Genomic DNA, 19,481 nt, shown 5'->3' with positions numbered 1-19,481 from the left:
TCTAAACGAAGTGAAGGTGGGGGATGAATCGGTTTTTTTAAATACGTTCCATCGCTGTCTTCAATGTCCCGACAACAAAAGCAATTTCTTCACTTGAAATAATAAGAGGCGGTGCTAACGTTAAAACATTATTATAGCCTGCTGTTGTCATTCCGTTACGTCCAATGATTAATCCTTTTTCTTTACAAGCATTCACTACACTGGCAATTTTATCATTATCAATTGGTTCTTTTGTTCCTTTGTCATTTACCAGCTCAATGCCAACTAGCAACCCTTTCCCTCTAATATCTCCAACAAGTGGATGATCATCTCCTATTTCTTCTTTTAATTGCTCTAATAAAAGCGATCCCATTTGTGCAGAACGCTCAATTAAATTTTCGTTTTCCATAATCTCTAAGTTTTTAAGTGCTAACGCACAAGCTGCTGGATTGCCACCAAACGTGTTAATATGACGGAAAAATTCATATTCTCCCTTTCCTTTAAATGCTTCATAAATCTCTTTCTTCACTGCTGTTGCTGATAACGGTAAGTATGCACTTGTAATCCCTTTTGCCATTGTAATAATGTCAGGCTTTACATCATAATTCATAAAACCAAACGCTTTTCCTGTACGACCGAAACCACAAATTACTTCGTCACTAATTAGCAATGCACCATGTTTTTGACACGTCTCATGAACAGCTTTCATATAATCTTGCGGGGGCATCAAAATTCCTCCGCCTGTAATAATTGGTTCCATAATCAATCCAGCTATCGTTTCACTTAGTTCCCACGTCATAACACGATCAATTTCTTTCACACACTCTACATCATAAATATTTTGTGACGAAATCTCTGGCATTCGGTAACAATCTGGTGGCGTAACATGTAAAAAACCAGAAGCAAATGGCTCATACTGATACCTCCGCTGTGCCTGTCCTGTCGCTGCCATCGTCGCCATTGTATTTCCATGATAACCACGATAACGTGACATAAATTTATAACGGTGTGACTCTCCCTTATGAGCATAATATTGACGAGCAACTTTAAATGCTGTTTCATTCGCTTCCGATCCACTGTTAGAGAAGAAAATAACATACTCTCCTCCAAGCCATTCATTTAACTTTTCAGCAAGCTGAATTGCAGGTTCATGAGATTGTGACATTGGAAAATATGATAATTTTTGCAATTGCTCATACGCTGCTTCAGCAAGCTCTTTTCTTCCGTATCCACTATTCACACACCAAAGCCCACTCATCCCATCTAAGTACCGTTTCCCCTCTATATCTTCTACCCAGCATCCTTCTGCTTTTGCCCCAACCATTGTACTATTTGGACTAAAAGGACGCATTCCATGCCACACATACTTTTCATCCTTTGCTAATAATGCATCTGATTGTTTCGTTTTCATCATACATTCCACCTTCCAAAACAACTTATATTTTCCCAAGCTGTACTGGCGCCATGATGAGATAAAACTTTTCCCTATTTATTTTCATTCCACATGAACAAAATAAATCCTACCGACTGCCGAGTAATATTTTCAAGCAACATTACAAAACAAAAGAGCTCTCCAAGCAACTGGAAAGCTCTCTTTCTTCTTAATGCGCAGACACGTCACTAACTCCATGACCTGTGTTAGATTTAACAAGGATTTCATCGAACTTCGCTGCATCTTCTTTCTTACTTGAAAAGATTGTCCCTAAATACGCTGCTAAAAATCCAAGTGGAATAGAAATAATTCCAGGTGTTGTATAAGGGAATAATGCTTTTCCAACAAAGATTGCTTTCCCAGCTTCGGGATTCCAAACATTCGGGCTTAGTGCCACTAATACGATAGCTGATACTAACCCAACAACCATTCCACAAATTGCTCCTGTTGTATTAAAGCGTTTCCAATAAATTGTAAACAAAATCACTGGTAAGTTAGCACTTGCAGCAACCGCAAATGCTAACGACACTAGAAACGCAACATTTAACGTTTGAGCAAATAACGCTAAAATAATAGATAATACAGCTACACCAATTGATGCATAGCGTGCCATGGACACCTGCTCTTTTTCTGTTGATTTTCCTCGGCGAATAATTTCATTATAGAAATCATGTGCGAAAGCTGAAGCGGCTGTTAAAACTAAACCAGCTACAACGGCTAAAATCGTCGCAAATGCAATTGCAGAAACGAATGCAAATAAGAAATCTCCCCCAAGTGCTTTTGCTAATAAAGGTGCTGCCATATTACCAGCTGGATTTGCCTGAATAATTGCAGCATTCCCTACAAATGCAGCTGCACCAAAACCTAGGAAAATGGTCATAATATAAAATGCACCAATTAACCACGTTGCATATACAACAGACTGACGTGCTGTTTTCGCGTCACGAACAGTGAAAAAGCGAACAAGAATATGAGGTAAACCAGCTGTCCCTAAAACAAGACCTAAATTTAAAGAAATCGTATCTAATCCATTTTTATATTTCACACCTGGATTTAAAAATGCCTCTTTTAGAGGTGTTGCCGTTTTCATCTGCGCAAACATTTCTGTCACGCTAAAATTAAATTTAGCAAATACAATTACTGAAATAATAAATGTCCCTGCCATTAGCAAGACAGCTTTTACAATTTGCACCCAACTCGTCGCTGTCATACCTCCAAAAATCACATACACCGTCATTAACGTTCCAACAATTAAAACGGATGTCGTATATTCAATCCCTAATAATAATTTAATAAGTGCTCCTGCTCCCACAAGCTGTGCAATCATATAGAAAATTGAAATCGTCATCGTATTTAAAGCTGCAACTCCGCGCACTTTTCTCGCATCAAAACGTGCTGCAATCATATCAGCTAATGTATATTTCCCTAAGTTTCTAAGCGGTTCAGCAACAAGATATAATACAACTAAATAGGCAACAAGAAAGCCTATGCTATAAAAGAAACCATCAAATCCAGTTAATGCGATTGCCCCTGCAATCCCTAAAAAAGAAGCAGCTGACATATAATCTCCCGCAATGGCCAAACCATTTTGCCACCCAGTTAAGCCTCCTCCTGCCGTATAAAATTCGCTCGCATTTTTCGTCTTTTTCGATGCAAAATATGTAATGACGAGCGTACCAAGAACGATAATTAAAAAAAGTGCAAACGCCGTTACGTTCAAATTTATCCCCTCCCTTTTTGTATATCTTGAAGAATTTTTTGCGAAGTCTTGTCGAACGATTCCGCTTTTTTGTTATACATCATACATAACGACCACGTCATAACAAATTGTGCGAAAGCAAAGATCCACGCCCATGTAACATCTCCAAACGCTGGTGTATTCAACACTTTTGAATAAGAAGTCAAAAGCGGCAGAGCAATAAAAAAGCTTAAAAAGAAAATGCTCATCGGAACAATAAACTTTCGCTTCTTTTCTAGCAATGCTTGAAATTCCGCTGACTGGACGACTTCTGTATAATTTACCTCACTTTGCAACTTACGTGCTGAACTCTCTCGTTTCATTTGTCCTCTCCCCTTTCCTTCAATCCTTAAATAAAATTCTCCCTCATAAACAAAAAACTAAATTTTATAAATATTCAGAAACTTACATTTATTTTAGACAATCTCTTTTCCTCTGCAAAGATTTTTCGATAGACATTTTTCGTCATATTTTCCTAATTTTTTAATATATTTTTTTAAAATAAAAAGAAGTGCTCATCGCACCACTTTCTTGTACTTCTCTTTTTCTAAGTTACGTGCCGTCCTACTTAATTCAACATCTTTTCCGTTTTTATAAGTTCCAAATAAGAAATCATAAACTGGATTCGACACACCAAACCAATAATTTTCATTTTTATAATGATGCAAAATATGTTGTTTTTTTAGCCATCTACCAAAACCAGTCAAAGGACGGATTGGTCTATGCGCTATATAATGTTTCCATTCATAAACGAGCAACATGACAATCATCCCAATTCCAAATGAAAATGTAATCGTTATATTACTTGTAAGTCCATACAGAATGAACAAATAAATTGCAAATCCTGTCATGCTATACCATACTGGTAAAAATAATAGCTTTAAATCATCCGGGTACACATGGTGATCATAATGTAATCTCTTTAACATTTTTAGGGGGTTTCATATGAAATAAAAACCGATGTGTTATATACTCATTGATTGTATAAAAAACGATTCCCGCAAGACATGATAAAATCGCCAGCCCTGTAAATAATTGCATTTTCAAAATAATGATAAACAATATAAATACTCCAAACATAATCACAATATCATGTTGGAAAAAGAACTCCTTCATCACCCTTTTCATTCATCCTATCCCCTTTCTTAGAAAAAACAGCCATAACATATCGTTACGACTGTTTTCATTCTATCTATCTTATTCTCTTTTACTCACAAATTTGCTCGCTGTTCTATTGTAGAGAAAAAATTTTGCGAACCAAATATATTTTGTTTCGGTATAATGTGTTCAACTGCAAAGACAGTTACTTCACCTCCCTGTACCTCTCCAATAATCAGTCCCAGTATTGCATGATTTACAGCAAATGTTAGCTGCTTTGTTTGAAGTAGTCTTTCAACAGTTTGAAGAACGGCCTCATATAAAGGGTCCCTATCCGTTATTTCTTTTCGAATTTTTGGTGCTAATGTAATGATAATTTCTTTTCCATTAACTGTGGTTCGATACATAAAAATCTCCCCTTCAATCTTATATGAACAACTGTAAAGCTTTATACGCAAAATGAATCGAATACCCGACTAAGATAAAACCAGCTCCCGCTGTAATATAACCGAGTACCTTTGGTTTAAGCACTGTGCGTCCAAAATGAACAGAAAAGGCAATATTTAAATTCCATAAAATAATGCCACCAATTATGCAGAGACTATATAAAAGGGCCTCTTGTTTTGTTACTTTCGTGAGCAGTGAATTAAGCGTACTCCCATATACACCAAACCAAAAGACAAGATTTAACGGATTAGATACCGCAATTAAAAATCCTGCCATAAAGGATTGACGAAGTCCACCTACCTCTTCTTGTTTATATTCCATATTTGAATGTAAAATTCCTTGTTTTACACTTTGAAATCCTAAATAAAACAATAAGAAAAAACCTATACAATACATAAATGCTTGTACATATGTATACATAAATACAGAAGATAATCCAAAGTAAATAAGCAGCATAAATAAAATATCTGCACTCATGCCTCCTACCCCAACAAGCCAAGCATGCCAAAACCCACGTTCGATCCCTCTTTTTAACATTTCAATATTAATTGGCCCTACTGGTGCTGCTAGTGAAATTCCTAGTATAAATTGCTGTATAATTGCTCCAAACATCGCTCTATCCTTTTTATATCATTTTACTATTAGCTAATGTAAACAGTACTAAAAATAGACTAACTTTTATAAAAAATATACATATATAAAATGCCCTTTTTTATCCAAAATATGCAAAAAAGCCATCCTTAATGATGGCTTTCATTTTAGTACTTTATGATGAAATGGACATTTCCCTTCGATTGGTTCGATGTCATCTCCAATAAAATATTGTTTCCATTCCTGATGATTCGGATCACCATAGTGACTAATATTGGGATGTTTCGGCAGCTGATCCCACTTTTCCACTCGTTCTCTAACCGTTTGTCTGGAATATGCCCCTTTCGGTCGATCTCCTTCTAATCCATCAAATATGATCCGTGGCTGAAATCCTATAATGAGCGAATTTCCTAAATGCCTCGTTTTTCTCTGTTTATAGGCAGGAGCATTCCCAAATGCAAACATCGGCTCCCCACCAAATGAAAATTCCCATAAGTAATGATCTGGATTTTTTGGAATTTGCTCTGGCCATGGCTGTTCATCCTTTTCATGTAAATATTGTAGCACTCTCCAAAAGTACATGCGGTAATATTCGAGCGATCTTTCTTCACACTCTGGCTCAACAAAAAGAAAAAAACCTCTTCTTACAACTGGTCGCTCATTCATTAACTGTAAAAAAGAAAACAGAGTCTTGGGTAAATGACTCCAATCATCCTGAGATAAAAACGAGTAACGAAGTTCATTTTTCTTTAAGGCCGTTAAGCCAAAATAGCACGGAAAAGTTGGCTCTAATACAACATTAGAAAAATTCTCAAATTCTTTTGAAACCCAACTTGGTATATCACTCCTAGTTTTAATTTCTTGATTATCTAACAAATAAGACTTACTCATTCTCTCACCTCATTATGTACAGCATTCATTTAAGCATATTAAGAATAAAAGTTGTCCTATACCATTTTAAAAACTTGTGTAAAAAATTATTTGAAAATACAAAAATATAAAACCGCTTACTTGACTAAAATCTACCATTTCGTGTATATTTAAAATATCATTTAGCAGAATATTCGATAATATAGCATTTTCAGTTTTATGAATTCGCAAATATTTCAAATGAACTTCACTAAATGAAAAAGTAATCGTTTTTTAGGAGGAATTGTAACATGCAAGGAAAAGTAAAATGGTTTAACAACGAAAAAGGTTTTGGATTTATCGAAATTGAAGGTGCTGACGATGTATTCGTACATTTCACAGCTATTCAAGGCGAAGGCTACAAAGCTTTAGAAGAAGGTCAAGAAGTATCTTTCGACATCGTTGAAGGAAACCGTGGACCACAAGCTGCTAACGTAGTAAAACTTTAATCCAACATATAACAGGAGGTTACCTTATTTGGTAACCTCCTTTGTTATTCCTTTGTATATTTCCTTTTTGCAGAGTAAAAACTATGTGAAATGTGACAGAATACAAAGGAGGAATCGACAATGGGTTCACATGTAAATGATTTTGAAGAAGTAAAATTCCGCGTAGAAACAGCACAAAAAATGGTAGGTTCTGCAACAATTACAATGGATCCTGAATCACTGCAGCATGCGACAACTGCAGTAGAATCTGCACGCTCTCAGCTTGAAACAATGAAATCTGTTGCAACAGATTTAGACGAGCCTTTCTTAATGAATGCAGAAAAAAAACTAAGCCTATGCGAACACCAATTGAAAGAAGCTAAGCATTAAAAAAACATCCAGAGCTACCTCTGGATGTTTTTTATGATAATTGATTGCCATATTCTTTTAACTTCGCTCCCACTGTGCATTGCCGAATACAAAAAGAATGGGCATAGTACTTACTTTGTGTTTTTCTATAGTGTTCTTGTAAAAAACATCCTTCACAATACGTCTCTAATAAATCATTTACCTCTATAATGAGCTGCTTCTTATTCACCAGTGCACCTCTCTATTCTGTTACTTCCTTATGACTATCGATCGGTGTCCCTTCCAATGCTTGCGCGGCCAATTGATGTGCTTCTTTATTTTGTTTTCTTGTTACTGGCTCACAGACAAGCTTCAATTTCATTTGCTTTGCTTTTTGTTCAATTTGATCTAAATAGTGATTCAAATGTTCATCATAGCATGGCCACTGTCCAGCTAATTGCTGAAGTACGACTTGAGAATCACCATGAAGCGTAACTGATTCATATTTGATTCCTAATTCTTCTAATACATCCATTCCATATAATAACGCTGCATACTCTGCCTCATTATTATCATATATACCTTCTATGTAAGCATTTCGACGAACACGATACACTTTTTTCCCTTTTTTATAGTACACGCATATTCCAAGTCCCGCCTCTTTCGTTTCGATGTCATATCCTCCATCAAAGTAAATGCGAATTTCTTGTGGATCTTCTTCCACTTGTTTACTCAATTTTTTCATTTCTTTCAGCGTCCATTCCGCGCCCATTTCATCGTAAAATACGAGTTCTTTTACTCTTCCCGTTTTCTCAAAATCCACTGCAAATTGGAGAGCTTCTTCCATACTCATATAATCTGTTATTAATTCTGTTTGAAGACCATGTTTTGTTTTATACAACCAATTCATTTTATACTTCATACTATTTTCCCCTTATATAAGACTTCATATTTTTATTTTATTATATTTTACCAAGAGTCACAGTATTATATGCGAATGAATCAAATCATATTGTAAGTAACTACCATTATCTGAACTTAACTTAGATTGCTCTCCTAACTCACAAGAAAGGGGAGAGTCTGTATGATTAGAAGGGCTTCATCCTCCATCAAAGTCCTTTGAACTCCTCAAAATTTTGAGATAAAGTGAAACTTCCATCAGTGGGGTTTTTCTTCATCCCCCACTGATGGTTAGTTGAACCAATCGGGCTTTTACGAGCAGTTATCCCCCACCTATCTTCCTCATTTCTCTCTGGATCTTGAGGTAGGGGTCTTACTGTCCGTTAATGCGGGATAAAATGAAACTTTAATCAGTCCTCACAAATCGGGATAAAGCGATTACTTATAGAAATACTAACTTAGATTTAGCCCTTATCCTCTTCGAAAACAAAAAAGAAAATTCAGACACGTGTTATAGTAATGAAAAAACTATCAATTCTAACATCACAATCATTAAAGTTCCTAATCCAACAAATGCAATTTTTTTCTGAATCTCGGTTTCTTTACTGCTATTAGATATACTGAGAGAACTTACTTATATACAAATAAAGAGGCTACCCAATCCTTTCGATTTGGTTCAGCCTCTTTATTTATTACATCACCTTTTCAAATTGCACTCGTTTATTAATCCAATACATAACAGGCATACCAATTGCCATCACGACAAATTCACCAGCTGCACATGTAAGCCATGTAAATAAAAATGGCAGATCGAATGCAAGATGAAGTTCAATCGCTATCATAAACATTGTAACTGTAAAGATAACTGTATTAAAAATCATGCGCGCCCAAACACCCTTAATAAAACGCATGGAAATAATAGTAGCAAGAAGTGCAAGAATGGATTGCCCCACTCCAAATACTAAATCATACGCAATCATAGGTGAGAAAAAGAGATTTGTTAAAAATACCCCTAAGACAATTCCATAAATTGATTTCTTATTAAATACAACGAGATGATTAAACATCTCCGAAATACGAAATTGTACATTCGTAAAGCCAAACGGCTGAATAAGTGCTGAAACAGCAATATATAATGCTGCTAAAATACCATTACCAACTAATGTTTTTATATTCATGACAAAATCTCCTTAGTTTTTTTACGTGGGATGGTTTCGAACCACGTGATTCGTTTTTAAACAACAATTTTATATTGTACGCAATAGCAAACCATTCGTCAATAGATTCCTACCATCCACTACCCTTTTTCTTATAGACCACGTATAATAAAGAATATGAAAGATTTAGGAGGTTTCACTTCATGACAGCAACAATTCAAAATGAAAAAGTGATCGTTTCCATCTCTGAAAAAGGTGCAGAGTTACAAAGCGTTCGCTTAAAAGAAGACAACACAGAATATATGTGGCAAGGAAATCCTAACTATTGGGGGCGCCGTGCACCAATTTTATTCCCAATTGTCGGTAGATTAGTGGACAATATATATTATGTAGATGGTAAACCTTATTCATTAACACAGCACGGCTTCGCTCGCGATCTTACATTTTCAGTAAAAGAGAAAAGTGAAACAAAAATTACTTATGCAGTCACTAGTAATCAAGAAACTTTACAAAAATATCCGTACGAATTTGAGTTACGTGTTTCTTATGAACTAGACGAGCAAAATATACATGTTACTTATGAAGTTATCAACCCTACTTCAAAAGAAATGTTCTTTTCTATCGGAGCACATCCAGGCTTCAATTGTCCTTTAATAGAAGGTGAATCATTTACAGATTACCATTTATCATTTAATGGCCCTGAACATTTAGAAACAAACGTTCTAAAAGGACCATTTCTTTCAAAAGAAAAACAACTAATGGTTGAAAACAAGACAGAATTACCACTTACATACGATTTATTCAAAAATGATGCCCTTATTTTTGAAAATATGAATACAAATGAAATTTCCATTGGCTCTCATAAACATAATAAATTTGTAAAAGTAGCATTTGAAGGTTTCCCATTCGTTGGTGTGTGGACACTAGGAAATGACGCTCCTTTCTTATGTATCGAACCGTGGTATGGAATTGCTGATGAAGTAGAACCAGCTAAAGATTTCAAAGAGAAAAAAGGCGTACAATCCTTACAAGCAAATGAAACGTTTACATGTCGCTACAGCATTACAATTGGATAAAGTGCATTTTTCATATTCTATCCCCCGCCCCTAGAAGTTTTTAGGCGGGGTGATTACTATCAGCTAACGCTATATAATAATGGAGGTATTCAATTTTGATTGAAGTATATATTGATGGTGCATCAAAGGGAAATCCAGGTCCTTCTGGTGCTGGGGTTTTTATTAAAGGTGTGCAGCCACCTGTGCAATTATCACTGCCACTTGGAATCATGTCCAACCATGAAGCTGAATATCATGCATTACTGGTCGCATTAAAATATTGCATGGAACATAATTATAGCATTGTATCTTTTCGCACAGATTCACAGCTTGTTGAACGTGCTGTAGAAAAAGAATATGCAAAAAACAAAACGTATGCACCACTTTTAGAAGAAGCACTAGCGTACATCAAAAGCTTTGATCTTTTCTTTATAAAGTGGATTCCAAATAGTCAAAACAAAGTTGCCGATGAATTAGCAAGAAAAGCCATTTTACAAAATTAATGGGGGTTTTAGTGTGAAAAAAGGATGGATTGCTCCTCTCGCTTTATTATTTGTCTCCTTTATTTGGGGAGCCACATTTGTTGTCGTTCAAAATGCAATGTCATTTGTTGGGCCATTTACTTTTAATGGTGTTCGCTTTTTATTTGCTGGAATCATTTTATTATTTGTCCAATTTATATTCTCGAAAAAAACTTCAAAACAAGAAGTTCAACATAGTAGCATTGCTGGTTTAATTATCGGATTTTTCTTATTTATCGGTTATTTATTACAAACATTTGGATTACTCTATACCACTTCTTCTAAAGCAGGATTTTTAACTGGACTCAGCATTGTTATGGTTCCGATTCTTTCATTTATCTTTTTAAAACAAAGAGTTACACCTTTTATCATACTTGGCATTACTGCTGCAACAGCAGGCTTATATTTACTAACCGCTGGTGATTCTTTTCAATTGAATATTGGTGATATACTTGTTCTCGGCTGTGCAATTGCTTTTGCAGCCCATATTCTCATTAACGGAGTCTTTTCTAAAAAAATATCCCCTTTATTATTAAGCACATCTCAAGTATTATCTGTTGGAATTTTCTCTTCTATCTGCGCTTTTTTATTCGAGGACTGGAAAAAGTTATTTTCAATCTCTTTATGGACGAATTCTGCTTTTTTATTTGCTCTACTTGCAACATCCGTGTTCGCAACATCCATCGCTTTTTTTATTCAAACAGCTGCGCAAAAACACACCTCTCCAACAAGAGTTGCCATTATTTTCGCAATGGAACCTGTCTTTGCTGCATTAACAGGTGTTCTTGTCGCAAACGAACAACTTTCTATTCCCACAGTACTTGGTTGCCTTTGTATTTTCTTAGGCATGATCTTCGTTGAACTTCCTTCAAAAGCAAAAAAAGAAGCGCAGGCTGCGTGATGTTACGCTTGTAACGTCCACATAAAAGCCTTTGCGCTTTTTTTATCAGTAATTTTCTCTTCCTTCAAACGCTCCAATAAAGCGATAAAATAACTACCATCAAATTGTAGTTGATGTTTAATTGTTGCCTCAATCGCTGCATTCACAATCCCATCCGACGCACCAGTATACCCTTGACCAAACATAATAAACCCTTGTGCGTCCTCTGATAATTTAAATGCTTTTGTGTGTAAGAATGAAAGATATTCTTGTACCGTTTGCATGCTGTTCCCACCTACCAAAAAATTCTCCACTTCCTATCATACATTTTTTTAGGCTTTATGAGAATGAATTTTCTTTGACAATCTCTCTTAGATTTCTTGATTTCCTAAAAGATAAAAACAACACTAAATACTTCACTAATTTTCACTTTCTCTCCTTGGTTATATTGTAAGGTATTACATGATGTGAAGATCAATAAAGAAAATGAAATAATTCCCTTATATAAAAAGGATTCATGTACAGCATCACGAAATAAATAAAGTGTAACTTTAATCAACGGGAATTTTCTTTATTCCGTACCTGTCTCTCTATCTATATTCTAAACATCGAGACAAACTTATTACCTACAAATCACGAAATAAAAAGGAGAAATATAATGAAACAAGCTCTATTAATTATTGATGCTCAACAAGAACTTATTGATGGAAACGAGCAAGAATCTGCAGTATTTCATAAAGAGCAATTATTAACGAACATAAATATAGCCATTCAAAAAGCAATTCAATCCAATGCTCTTATTATTTTCGTCAGAGATACTGATGTTGCTTCTGGTATGGGGAAAGGATTTCAAGTACATGAGGAACTCAGAATTCCGCATGCAGCACAAATCATAGACAAACAAGCAACCAATTCATTTTATAACACCTCTTTACATGCCATTTTAAAAGAGAAAGAAATTGGTCATCTCGTTATAGGCGGCTGCAAAACAGAGCATTGTATTGATACTGCCGTTAGAACAGCAACTGTACAGGGATTTGATGTCACTTTAATTAAAAATGGGCATTCCACGAATGATTCTACGATTTTATCAGCCAAAAAAATTATTGAACATCATAATAAAACACTACATGGTCATTATAATGTGGATCATTTTTCTGTTGTTAGAGATGTCGAAGAAGCTCTATTTTCCCCTATTCATAATCAATATCGAGAATAGAAAAATCACATTTATAAATTTAAAAGATTCCTTTTTTAACACTCTATCCGAAAGAATTCTCCTTCTTCAAGCGTGTGTAGGGCGATAGCCCAACGCTAGGTGGGAGATGAATTTCGGTTTGGCATAGCAAAAAGATTTTTGATAAACTAGACACATGAAGTTCTTTGATAACTTGATATATAAGGTTGCAGGAAGAAAACAAAGTGCGAAAACCAAGCCGTTCGGTTCCTGCGTAAAATATCAACCGTAAAAAAGAACGTCCAAGCGTTGGACATCTAGGGGTGGAATAACCCGAAGTAACGCTCAGGGAGACGAAAGGTTGCTTTCGTCGTGGAACTGAGAAGCCCCCACTTCAAAATTCGTTAGAATTTAAGTGGCGGGTAGTTCACAAGGAATCTTTTTCATCCAAATATCTGTGCAGCAATTCCATATAATTCACCATTTCTTTTCAAAAATTGAGTGCTGTTTTTCAACATAATTGGTGGTTGATTTACCTTTTGAAATCCAACTGTCTCGAGCACTGTCATAAAAAATTCTTTTCCTTCTGGTACATCAATTCTAAGCCTTCCTTTATAATCTTTTGCCAAATGATGAACAATTGTAGTTGCGATATGATCATTCGGCGCGACAATTGATCCTATAATTCTATTTTCTGGAGTTTGTACGCTCATTCCATATCCCACAATATAATTTTCTTTGTCTTTTACAACTATACATTGCTCAGATTGTTCAATTCTTCTCTGTATAAAATTACTTCTATTTACCCCGAAAGCGGCTTCATCTAACTTCACAATCCCATTACTATCTCCCTTATCATAATCCATAAAAATATGTTGCTCATTTCTATCGTAATCTTTAGGAGTTACATACTGATTACATATATACTTTGAAACATGACTAACCACTTGAAAACCTAATCTTTCATATAAAGGTCTTCCTTCTTCTGTAGCAATAAGCATAATCGATGTCTTTTCTGAAACACTTCTTATACAAGCCTCTGTAATTTTTCTTCCAATCCCCTTTCCTTTATACTGAGGATGTACAATAACCATACCAATAGATGCTAGTTTCTCTCCATATAGGATGATAGCTGCACTAGCGATTATTTCACCTTGCTTATTTTTCCCACCATATATAATTCCAGAATTAACAATTGTTTTAATTTCTTCTGAGCTATAATCCCATCCAACTGATTCAGATAAATTTATAAGATGCGGTATATCATTTTCCTGAATTCTCTCTATTGCAATCACTATCTATCCTCCTTCTATATTCCATAAATGAATGTCTCAATACAACTCCTTTGAAACTTTAATCAGTGGGGGTTTTCTTCATCCACCACTGATTATTAGCCCTCACCAATCGTTTTTTTACGGGCAACCCGATCCCCACCTACCTTCCTCGTTTTTCTTTGAATCTTGAGGTGGAGATCTTACTGCCCACGAATAGCAGGATAAATAAGGAAGAACTCTATTATTCTTGCTTATTGATAATTCGTGCTAAATCCATAAAAAAGCTTAATGATTCAGGATTCGCCATGGAACCTTGATTGACTACCTTTTCTGCCGGAAATCCTAATAGAATTTTGCGAATTGGGACTTCTAGTTTTTTCCCACTCAATGTTTTCGGAATTTGCTCTACTACGTAAATTTCGTCAGGGGCAAACCGAGGCGAAACTTTTTGTTTTATTTCAGCTCTTATTGTTTCTTTTAAGTTATCACTCATATTTACTTCAGGTTTTAATACCACAAATAGCAGCATAAATGATCTACGTCCAAGGAGCTCTAAATCCACTACTAAACTCTCTATAATGGCATCCAGGGACTCAACTACACGATAGATTTCGCTCGTCCCTAGACGTACTCCTAGCCGATTGATCGTAGAGTCTGATCGCCCGAAAATGACACAGCTGCCTTTATCATCAAATTTAATCCAATCACCATGTCTCCAAATCCCTGGATACATCTCAAAATAACTTTCAAGATAACGCTTATTATTGTCATCTCCCCATAAATATATAGGCATAGATGGCATTGGAGAAGTTATAACCAACTCTCCAACTTCATTAGTAATCGAATTCCCTTCATCATCAAATGATTGTACGTTTGCACCTAAAGAACGAGTTTGTATTTCACCTGCGTAAACAGGCAATATAGGAGAGCCACCAACAAATGCAGTACATACATCAGTTCCTCCACTGGTCGAAACAAGCCATACATCTGTTTTCACATTTTCATATACCCATAAAAACCCTTCCACAGGTAGAGGTGAACCAGTTGAACAAATAGCCTTTAACTTAGAAAAACTGTTTCTTTCTTTCGGCTTAATCCCAAATTTCATACATGCACTTAGGAAACCGGCACTTGTACCAAAGAAAGTCACACCAACTTCTTCGGCAAGATCCCATAATCTATGTATACTAGGATAAGATGGGCTGCCGTCATATAAAACAATTGTACCTCCAGCTAAAAGACCACCCACTAAAAGATTCCACATCATCCACCCTGTCGTTGTAAACCAAAAAAACACATCATCTCGGTTAACACCTTGCTCAACTAATAATGTCTTAAGCTGTTCTAATAATATTCCACCTTGACTTTGTACAATTGGCTTTGGCAACCCTGTCGTTCCAGAAGAAAATAAAATCCAAAGAGGATGATCAAATGGGACCTTTTCGAAAACAAGATCATAATCTCCTCGCAATAGGTCATTCCAATACATTGTACGATTATTCAATTCAGAATCATTACTGCCAACATAAGGGATTAAAACTGTCTGCTTTAAGGTAGGTAGGCTCGATTGAATTTCCGAAACATTTGTTATTCTATTCTGAATTTTACTATTATAGGAATACCCGTCGACTGCAAATAAAATTGTCGGTTCAATTTGTTTAAATCGATCAATAACAGTATTTGTCCCGAAATCAGGAGAACAGCTGGACCAAACCGCTCCAATGCTGGCACATGCTAAAAAAGCAATTATAGTTTCAGGAACGTTAGGCATATAAGCCACAACACGATCTCCTGGTTTAACCCCTAATTCCTTTAGAGAATTGGCCACCATCGCTGTCTTTTCCTGAAGTTCTTTCCAGCTTAATTCTGTTCTCGGAGTGGTTTCTGATTGAAAAATTACTGCCGGTTTATTTTTTCTTGCATTTCGAAAAATATGTTCCGCATAATTTAAAGTAGCACCCGGGAACCATTTTGCCCCGGGCATCTTTCTTGATTCTAAAACTTGATGATACGGTGTAGTAGAAATAACTTGGCAATAATTCCAAATACTTTCCCAAAACACTTCAAGTTCTTCAACAGACCATTTCCATAGTTCCTTTTGATTTCCAAAAGATAGCCCCTTCTCTTGTTTGAGCCATTTCATGAAAAGACTGACACCTGAGCTTTCTATTTGTTGCTCTGATGGCTCCCATAACAGCACACCTTCAGTAATCGCTTTCATTATTATTCCTCCTTAGCTATCAATTTTTTAAGAAGTAAATAATAACTATATACAGCGTATGCTCTTAAAAAACCTTTTTTCAGAAGGGAGAGTTCGTGATTTAATAAAATGAAACTTTAATCAGGAGGGGACTTCTTCATCCCCCACTGATTATTAGCCTTCACCAATCAGGCATTTGCGCGCAGTTAATCCCCCACCTAACTTCTTTGCTTTCGCTGAATTTTGAGGTGGGGGTCTTACTGCCCGCGAATAGCGGGATAACAAATTACTTTATCAATATTCCATTCAATTCTTTCTGAAATATCATAATTTCTAAATCACTTTTTAACATCTTTTCAATATCGTATTTCATAATACACTCTCTTACCTCTGGTTGAAACATCACAGTGGTATCATATTTATCTTGAAACCACTTTTGTTTTCTTAGTAACTTGAATTTTTCGTTAACGATCCTTTGTTTTTTTGATGGAACAGAAAGAATTAATTGTAACGCCACCTTTTCTATTAACTCACTCATTTCATTCCCCTTCTTTCTCCGTCACAACCCCGCTCTTAAGTATGATCCATATATAAATAAAACCCCTTCGAACCATAAATGAAGGGATTTTACATAATTTTTTTATCTTATTCAGTTACTTGATACACGATATGATACATGCCTTTTTTCGATTTTTTCTTCTATTTCTCTTATATTCTCTTTATCGCTTAATAATAATTGTTTATTCTCTATCAATAATTGTTTAAATGATTTTCGTATTTTTTTTCGCATATTTAATTTCCTCCTTCACTATTACAAATAACTTATCAAAGGATCATTTATATAAAAGATAAGTAATTATCTGTGTAGTCTTATAATAAAAGATTCGTGTGAAATCTATTTGAATTCCAAATGAAAACTAAGTATTTTTTCTGATAACTTTATCGATTAAAAGAAATCACATAAAAAATAACGCCTAATCAAAATATATTTGATCAGACGTTATCTATAGTGGTAAGCAATCTCTCTAGCATTTCTTTTACAGCATATTTATAAATATTTCAGGTCTTCCCCAGTTCATTTGGTCGCAAACAAATCGTACTTTCTCTTCATCAATTGTATGCAGTCCTTCTTCTAGCGAGCATGAAATCGGAACTTCACAATGAATTTGTGCTAATTGTAATGATATGTTTAAATTCTCCAAATCATTTTCAATTTTTGTACGCTGTGCTTTTGTTAATGCCGCTATATTTTCTAATACTGTCGCTACGGTTCCGTGTTCTTGAATTAGTTTATATGCCGTCTTTTCGCCAATTCCTTTTACACCTGGGTAGTTATCACTCGTGTCTCCCATAAATGCTTTCGCATGAACGATTTGCCAAGGCTCTACACCCTTTTCTTCCCTAATCTTCTCTGGCGTATAATACTCATAGTTTCCAATACCCTTACGAAGAAGCATTACCGTAACATTTGTATCAACAAGCTGTAATAAATCTGTATCGCCTGTTAAAATATATACTTCTGCCTCACTAGCGTATTCTTTTGCCAACGTACCAATACAGTCATCAGCCTCATAGCCTTTCAGTCCAATTACAGGAATAGATAACTTCGATGTCATCTCTTGCACGAGATCAAATTGCGGAATCAATTCTTCTGGTGGTGCTGCACGATTTGCTTTATAGTTTGAGAAAGATTCTGTTCGGAATGTCGTACTTCCCATATCCCAGCACGTTACAATATGCGTCGGTTCAATCGCTTGCGCCGCTGTTAATAAATGTTTCATATAACCATGAATCCCGTTTGTTGGGGTACCATCTTGTCGTTTCATAAATTGGCCGTAAACACTTGTTGCGTAAAAGGCACGAAATAATAGTGCCATGCCATCAACTAACAATACTTTTTTCATAATTCCTCTCCTACTAACAAAAAATAATAACCTCACGTTATCACGTAAGGTTATATAAATAGATTACCATTCTACGTTTCTGTTCAACTTTATCTATTATACAATGTTTTCATATATTTAGCACCATTAATAGTTTAACATGTTTGACTACAGCATGTATGAAGTAATCCAGAATACGTGTTTTTACCTGTTGAAACGACCACAGCCTTCGCACTTCCATTTACAACATGTGTGCCTTTAAAACATACATTTTCAAGTTGAAGTGGATTGTAATCTTTCATTCGTTTTAACGGAATAAAACGTTTGCGTTCAAGATGATAACAGCTTTCAAATTTCTCTACATTCGTTTCTTTCCCTGTTAGCACCGATTCATTTACTAACAAATCCTCTGCAAAAATAATACGTACATCAGCTGGAACTGTATCACCTGCTGAAAGAAAAATCATATCCCCGGGAACTAGCTCCTCAACTGGAAGTTTCATTATTTTTGATTCGCTATTCATCTCCGCAGTTGTACATCCTTCTATCCTAGAAACAGTAACCATTACAATCTCACACTGATTTTGATTATGAACACGTTGCTTTGTAAATCCAGGGAGCATTTCACATAATTTCATCATTACATCAAAAAGAATTGCTCTTTTTGAAGGTAATTCATTTTTCCCGTACACATGCATGCGTTTCTGCGCTTCTTTAATAGAAAGACCATCTCTTGTCGTTTTAAAATAAGCAAATACAGACTTTACATCTCTTGTTGCAATTTCAATTAACAAGTCTTTATTTTGTTTTAACATAGATTGCTCTTTCATCATTCTTTTACTTTGTTTATGAGACATGTTACCCACAAGTTTATTTACATATAACATATTATCGTCTCCTCCTTTACAACATAGGAAGAAACGCTTTGTTTCTCAATTTATCTCACTTTAACAATGGATATCCCTAAACTCAGTTAAAGTGTCTACGCTCAACTCATAATTATTTCAGCACATAACTATAAGCTGCCCGCTATTTTAGTGATAAATTATAGAGGGAGGAACAAGTCGTTTCCTGCCTACATCATATATTTTTGTTTTGCAGTATATGGGTAACGGAACCGAGTCAGAATTTGACATGCTCCTCACCTCCTCTTTCATTTGTTAGTCAGTATTTATACTATGGAAATGGTCATAGTTTGTTAATAAAAAGACCTTTACTCATAAGCGAGTAAAGGTCATTACATACGTAAATAAGCGATTCCTAATCAACATAGAAATCTGCGAACCTCTCCCTCGCCGAGTTTTAGCACTGTATAGCATAGGTACATTACCAGCTACGTTAAGAAAAACCTTAATTCGATCATTCCTGTTGACCCATTGGCGTCTCTCGACATTTTTGGGCAGTAGCATTTCTCTATACAGGAGCCTCACCTAACAGAGACTTATTTTTTTATTACATAGAAAA

The 19,481-nt window shown here is 35.4% G+C and carries 22 protein-coding genes, 1 pseudogene and 2 riboswitches; of the genes and pseudogenes, 6 read left to right on the top strand and 17 right to left on the bottom strand.

Annotated features, from left to right (window positions below):
• Positions 1 to 37 precede the first annotated feature (37 nt).
• The 7 genes and pseudogenes from JDS96_RS12205 to JDS96_RS12170 form a co-directional block, all read right to left on the bottom strand.
• Positions 38 to 1,390 (bottom strand): aspartate aminotransferase family protein, encoded by a 1,353-nt coding sequence (locus tag JDS96_RS12205; protein WP_033796022.1) that lies wholly within the window; start codon positions 1,388 to 1,390, stop codon positions 38 to 40.
• Between the two features lie 190 nt (positions 1,391 to 1,580).
• Positions 1,581 to 3,131 (bottom strand): solute symporter family protein, encoded by a 1,551-nt coding sequence (locus JDS96_RS12200; RefSeq protein WP_003196504.1) that lies wholly within the window; start codon positions 3,129 to 3,131, stop codon positions 1,581 to 1,583.
• A 2-nt stretch (positions 3,132 to 3,133) separates the two neighbouring features.
• Positions 3,134 to 3,472 carry a DUF485 domain-containing protein gene (locus JDS96_RS12195; RefSeq protein WP_003196502.1) on the bottom strand — a complete coding sequence of 113 codons (339 nt, stop codon included), beginning with the start codon at positions 3,470 to 3,472 and terminating at the stop codon, positions 3,134 to 3,136.
• 192 nt (positions 3,473 to 3,664) lie between these two features.
• Positions 3,665 to 4,277 (bottom strand): annotated as a pseudogene (locus JDS96_RS31725) (sterol desaturase family protein).
• An 83-nt stretch (positions 4,278 to 4,360) separates the two neighbouring features.
• Complete coding sequence (locus JDS96_RS12180; RefSeq protein WP_018764327.1) at positions 4,361 to 4,654, bottom strand: hypothetical protein; 294 nt, start codon at positions 4,652 to 4,654, stop codon at positions 4,361 to 4,363.
• A gap of 19 nt (positions 4,655 to 4,673) precedes the next feature.
• Positions 4,674 to 5,306, bottom strand: coding sequence for a LysE family transporter (locus JDS96_RS12175; protein ID WP_199666990.1), 633 nt, complete (start codon positions 5,304 to 5,306; stop codon positions 4,674 to 4,676).
• Between the two features lie 141 nt (positions 5,307 to 5,447).
• Positions 5,448 to 6,176 carry a YqcI/YcgG family protein gene (locus tag JDS96_RS12170; protein ID WP_003196494.1) on the bottom strand — a complete coding sequence of 243 codons (729 nt, stop codon included), beginning with the start codon at positions 6,174 to 6,176 and terminating at the stop codon, positions 5,448 to 5,450.
• 269 nt (positions 6,177 to 6,445) lie between these two features.
• On the opposite strand from JDS96_RS12170, the gene cspB reads away from it, so the two are divergent.
• Positions 6,446 to 6,643, top strand: a complete 198-nt coding sequence (gene cspB / locus JDS96_RS12165; RefSeq protein ID WP_003196492.1) for a cold shock-like protein CspB — start codon at positions 6,446 to 6,448, stop codon at positions 6,641 to 6,643.
• 120 nt (positions 6,644 to 6,763) lie between these two features.
• Positions 6,764 to 7,012: a DUF2564 family protein gene (locus tag JDS96_RS12160; protein WP_199666989.1), complete on the top strand. Its 249-nt coding sequence runs from the start codon at positions 6,764 to 6,766 to the stop codon at positions 7,010 to 7,012.
• A 31-nt stretch (positions 7,013 to 7,043) separates the two neighbouring features.
• Here the strand turns inward: JDS96_RS12160 and JDS96_RS12155 are convergent, their stop codons facing one another.
• From JDS96_RS12155 to JDS96_RS12145, 3 genes are all read right to left on the bottom strand, one after another.
• On the bottom strand, positions 7,044 to 7,220 hold the full coding sequence (locus JDS96_RS12155) for a zinc-finger domain-containing protein (RefSeq protein ID WP_003196489.1): 177 nt from the start codon (positions 7,218 to 7,220) through the stop codon (positions 7,044 to 7,046).
• 12 nt (positions 7,221 to 7,232) lie between these two features.
• On the bottom strand, positions 7,233 to 7,892 hold the full coding sequence (locus JDS96_RS12150) for a ribonuclease H family protein (RefSeq protein WP_006094345.1): 660 nt from the start codon (positions 7,890 to 7,892) through the stop codon (positions 7,233 to 7,235).
• Between the two features lie 670 nt (positions 7,893 to 8,562).
• A complete protein-coding gene (locus JDS96_RS12145; protein ID WP_003196485.1) occupies positions 8,563 to 9,048 on the bottom strand; it encodes a QueT transporter family protein in 486 nt (161 codons plus the stop codon).
• Positions 9,049 to 9,054: 6 nt separating this feature from the next.
• A riboswitch (PreQ1 riboswitch) is annotated at positions 9,055 to 9,099 on the bottom strand.
• Positions 9,100 to 9,230: 131 nt separating this feature from the next.
• Between JDS96_RS12145 and JDS96_RS12140 the strand changes: the two genes are divergently transcribed.
• From JDS96_RS12140 to JDS96_RS12130, 3 genes are all read left to right on the top strand, one after another.
• The gene (locus JDS96_RS12140; protein ID WP_199666988.1) at positions 9,231 to 10,103 is read left to right on the top strand and encodes an aldose 1-epimerase family protein; all 873 of its coding nucleotides are present in this window, start codon (positions 9,231 to 9,233) and stop codon (positions 10,101 to 10,103) included.
• Between the two features lie 95 nt (positions 10,104 to 10,198).
• Positions 10,199 to 10,585 (top strand): reverse transcriptase-like protein, encoded by a 387-nt coding sequence (locus JDS96_RS12135; RefSeq protein ID WP_003196481.1) that lies wholly within the window; start codon positions 10,199 to 10,201, stop codon positions 10,583 to 10,585.
• 13 nt (positions 10,586 to 10,598) lie between these two features.
• Positions 10,599 to 11,504 carry a DMT family transporter gene (locus JDS96_RS12130; protein WP_199666987.1) on the top strand — a complete coding sequence of 302 codons (906 nt, stop codon included), beginning with the start codon at positions 10,599 to 10,601 and terminating at the stop codon, positions 11,502 to 11,504.
• A 2-nt stretch (positions 11,505 to 11,506) separates the two neighbouring features.
• Here JDS96_RS12130 and JDS96_RS12125 read toward each other — a convergent pair whose 3' ends face one another.
• Entirely contained in the window at positions 11,507 to 11,767 is a 261-nt protein-coding gene (locus tag JDS96_RS12125) for a DUF6123 family protein (protein WP_199666986.1), read from the bottom strand.
• 374 nt (positions 11,768 to 12,141) lie between these two features.
• Here JDS96_RS12125 and JDS96_RS12120 point away from each other — a divergent pair, with 374 nt between their 5' ends.
• Positions 12,142 to 12,702 carry a cysteine hydrolase family protein gene (locus JDS96_RS12120; protein WP_199666984.1) on the top strand — a complete coding sequence of 187 codons (561 nt, stop codon included), beginning with the start codon at positions 12,142 to 12,144 and terminating at the stop codon, positions 12,700 to 12,702.
• Between the two features lie 401 nt (positions 12,703 to 13,103).
• Here the strand turns inward: JDS96_RS12120 and JDS96_RS12115 are convergent, their stop codons facing one another.
• From JDS96_RS12115 to JDS96_RS12090, 6 genes are all read right to left on the bottom strand, one after another.
• On the bottom strand, positions 13,104 to 13,955 hold the full coding sequence (locus tag JDS96_RS12115) for a GNAT family N-acetyltransferase (RefSeq protein WP_199666982.1): 852 nt from the start codon (positions 13,953 to 13,955) through the stop codon (positions 13,104 to 13,106).
• Positions 13,956 to 14,175: 220 nt separating this feature from the next.
• Positions 14,176 to 16,155: an acetoacetate--CoA ligase gene (locus JDS96_RS12110; protein WP_199666980.1), complete on the bottom strand. Its 1,980-nt coding sequence runs from the start codon at positions 16,153 to 16,155 to the stop codon at positions 14,176 to 14,178.
• Between the two features lie 265 nt (positions 16,156 to 16,420).
• Positions 16,421 to 16,672, bottom strand: coding sequence for a hypothetical protein (locus JDS96_RS12105; protein WP_018782518.1), 252 nt, complete (start codon positions 16,670 to 16,672; stop codon positions 16,421 to 16,423).
• 111 nt (positions 16,673 to 16,783) lie between these two features.
• Positions 16,784 to 16,924, bottom strand: a complete 141-nt coding sequence (locus tag JDS96_RS12100) for an FbpB family small basic protein (protein WP_006094338.1) — start codon at positions 16,922 to 16,924, stop codon at positions 16,784 to 16,786.
• 247 nt (positions 16,925 to 17,171) lie between these two features.
• Positions 17,172 to 18,038 carry a 5'-3' exonuclease gene (locus JDS96_RS12095; protein ID WP_199666978.1) on the bottom strand — a complete coding sequence of 289 codons (867 nt, stop codon included), beginning with the start codon at positions 18,036 to 18,038 and terminating at the stop codon, positions 17,172 to 17,174.
• 134 nt (positions 18,039 to 18,172) lie between these two features.
• A complete protein-coding gene (locus JDS96_RS12090) occupies positions 18,173 to 18,904 on the bottom strand; it encodes a P-type ATPase actuator domain-containing protein (protein WP_003196451.1) in 732 nt (243 codons plus the stop codon).
• A gap of 394 nt (positions 18,905 to 19,298) precedes the next feature.
• Positions 19,299 to 19,462, bottom strand: a riboswitch (M-box (ykoK) riboswitch).
• Between the last annotated feature and the right edge of the window lie 19 nt (positions 19,463 to 19,481).

Source organism: Bacillus cereus group sp. N21 (assembly GCF_016483395.1).
In the GTDB taxonomy this organism is placed as follows: Bacteria; Bacillota; Bacilli; order Bacillales; family Bacillaceae_G; genus Bacillus_A; species Bacillus_A pseudomycoides.
This window is presented reverse-complemented; position numbering and strand designations above follow the sequence as displayed.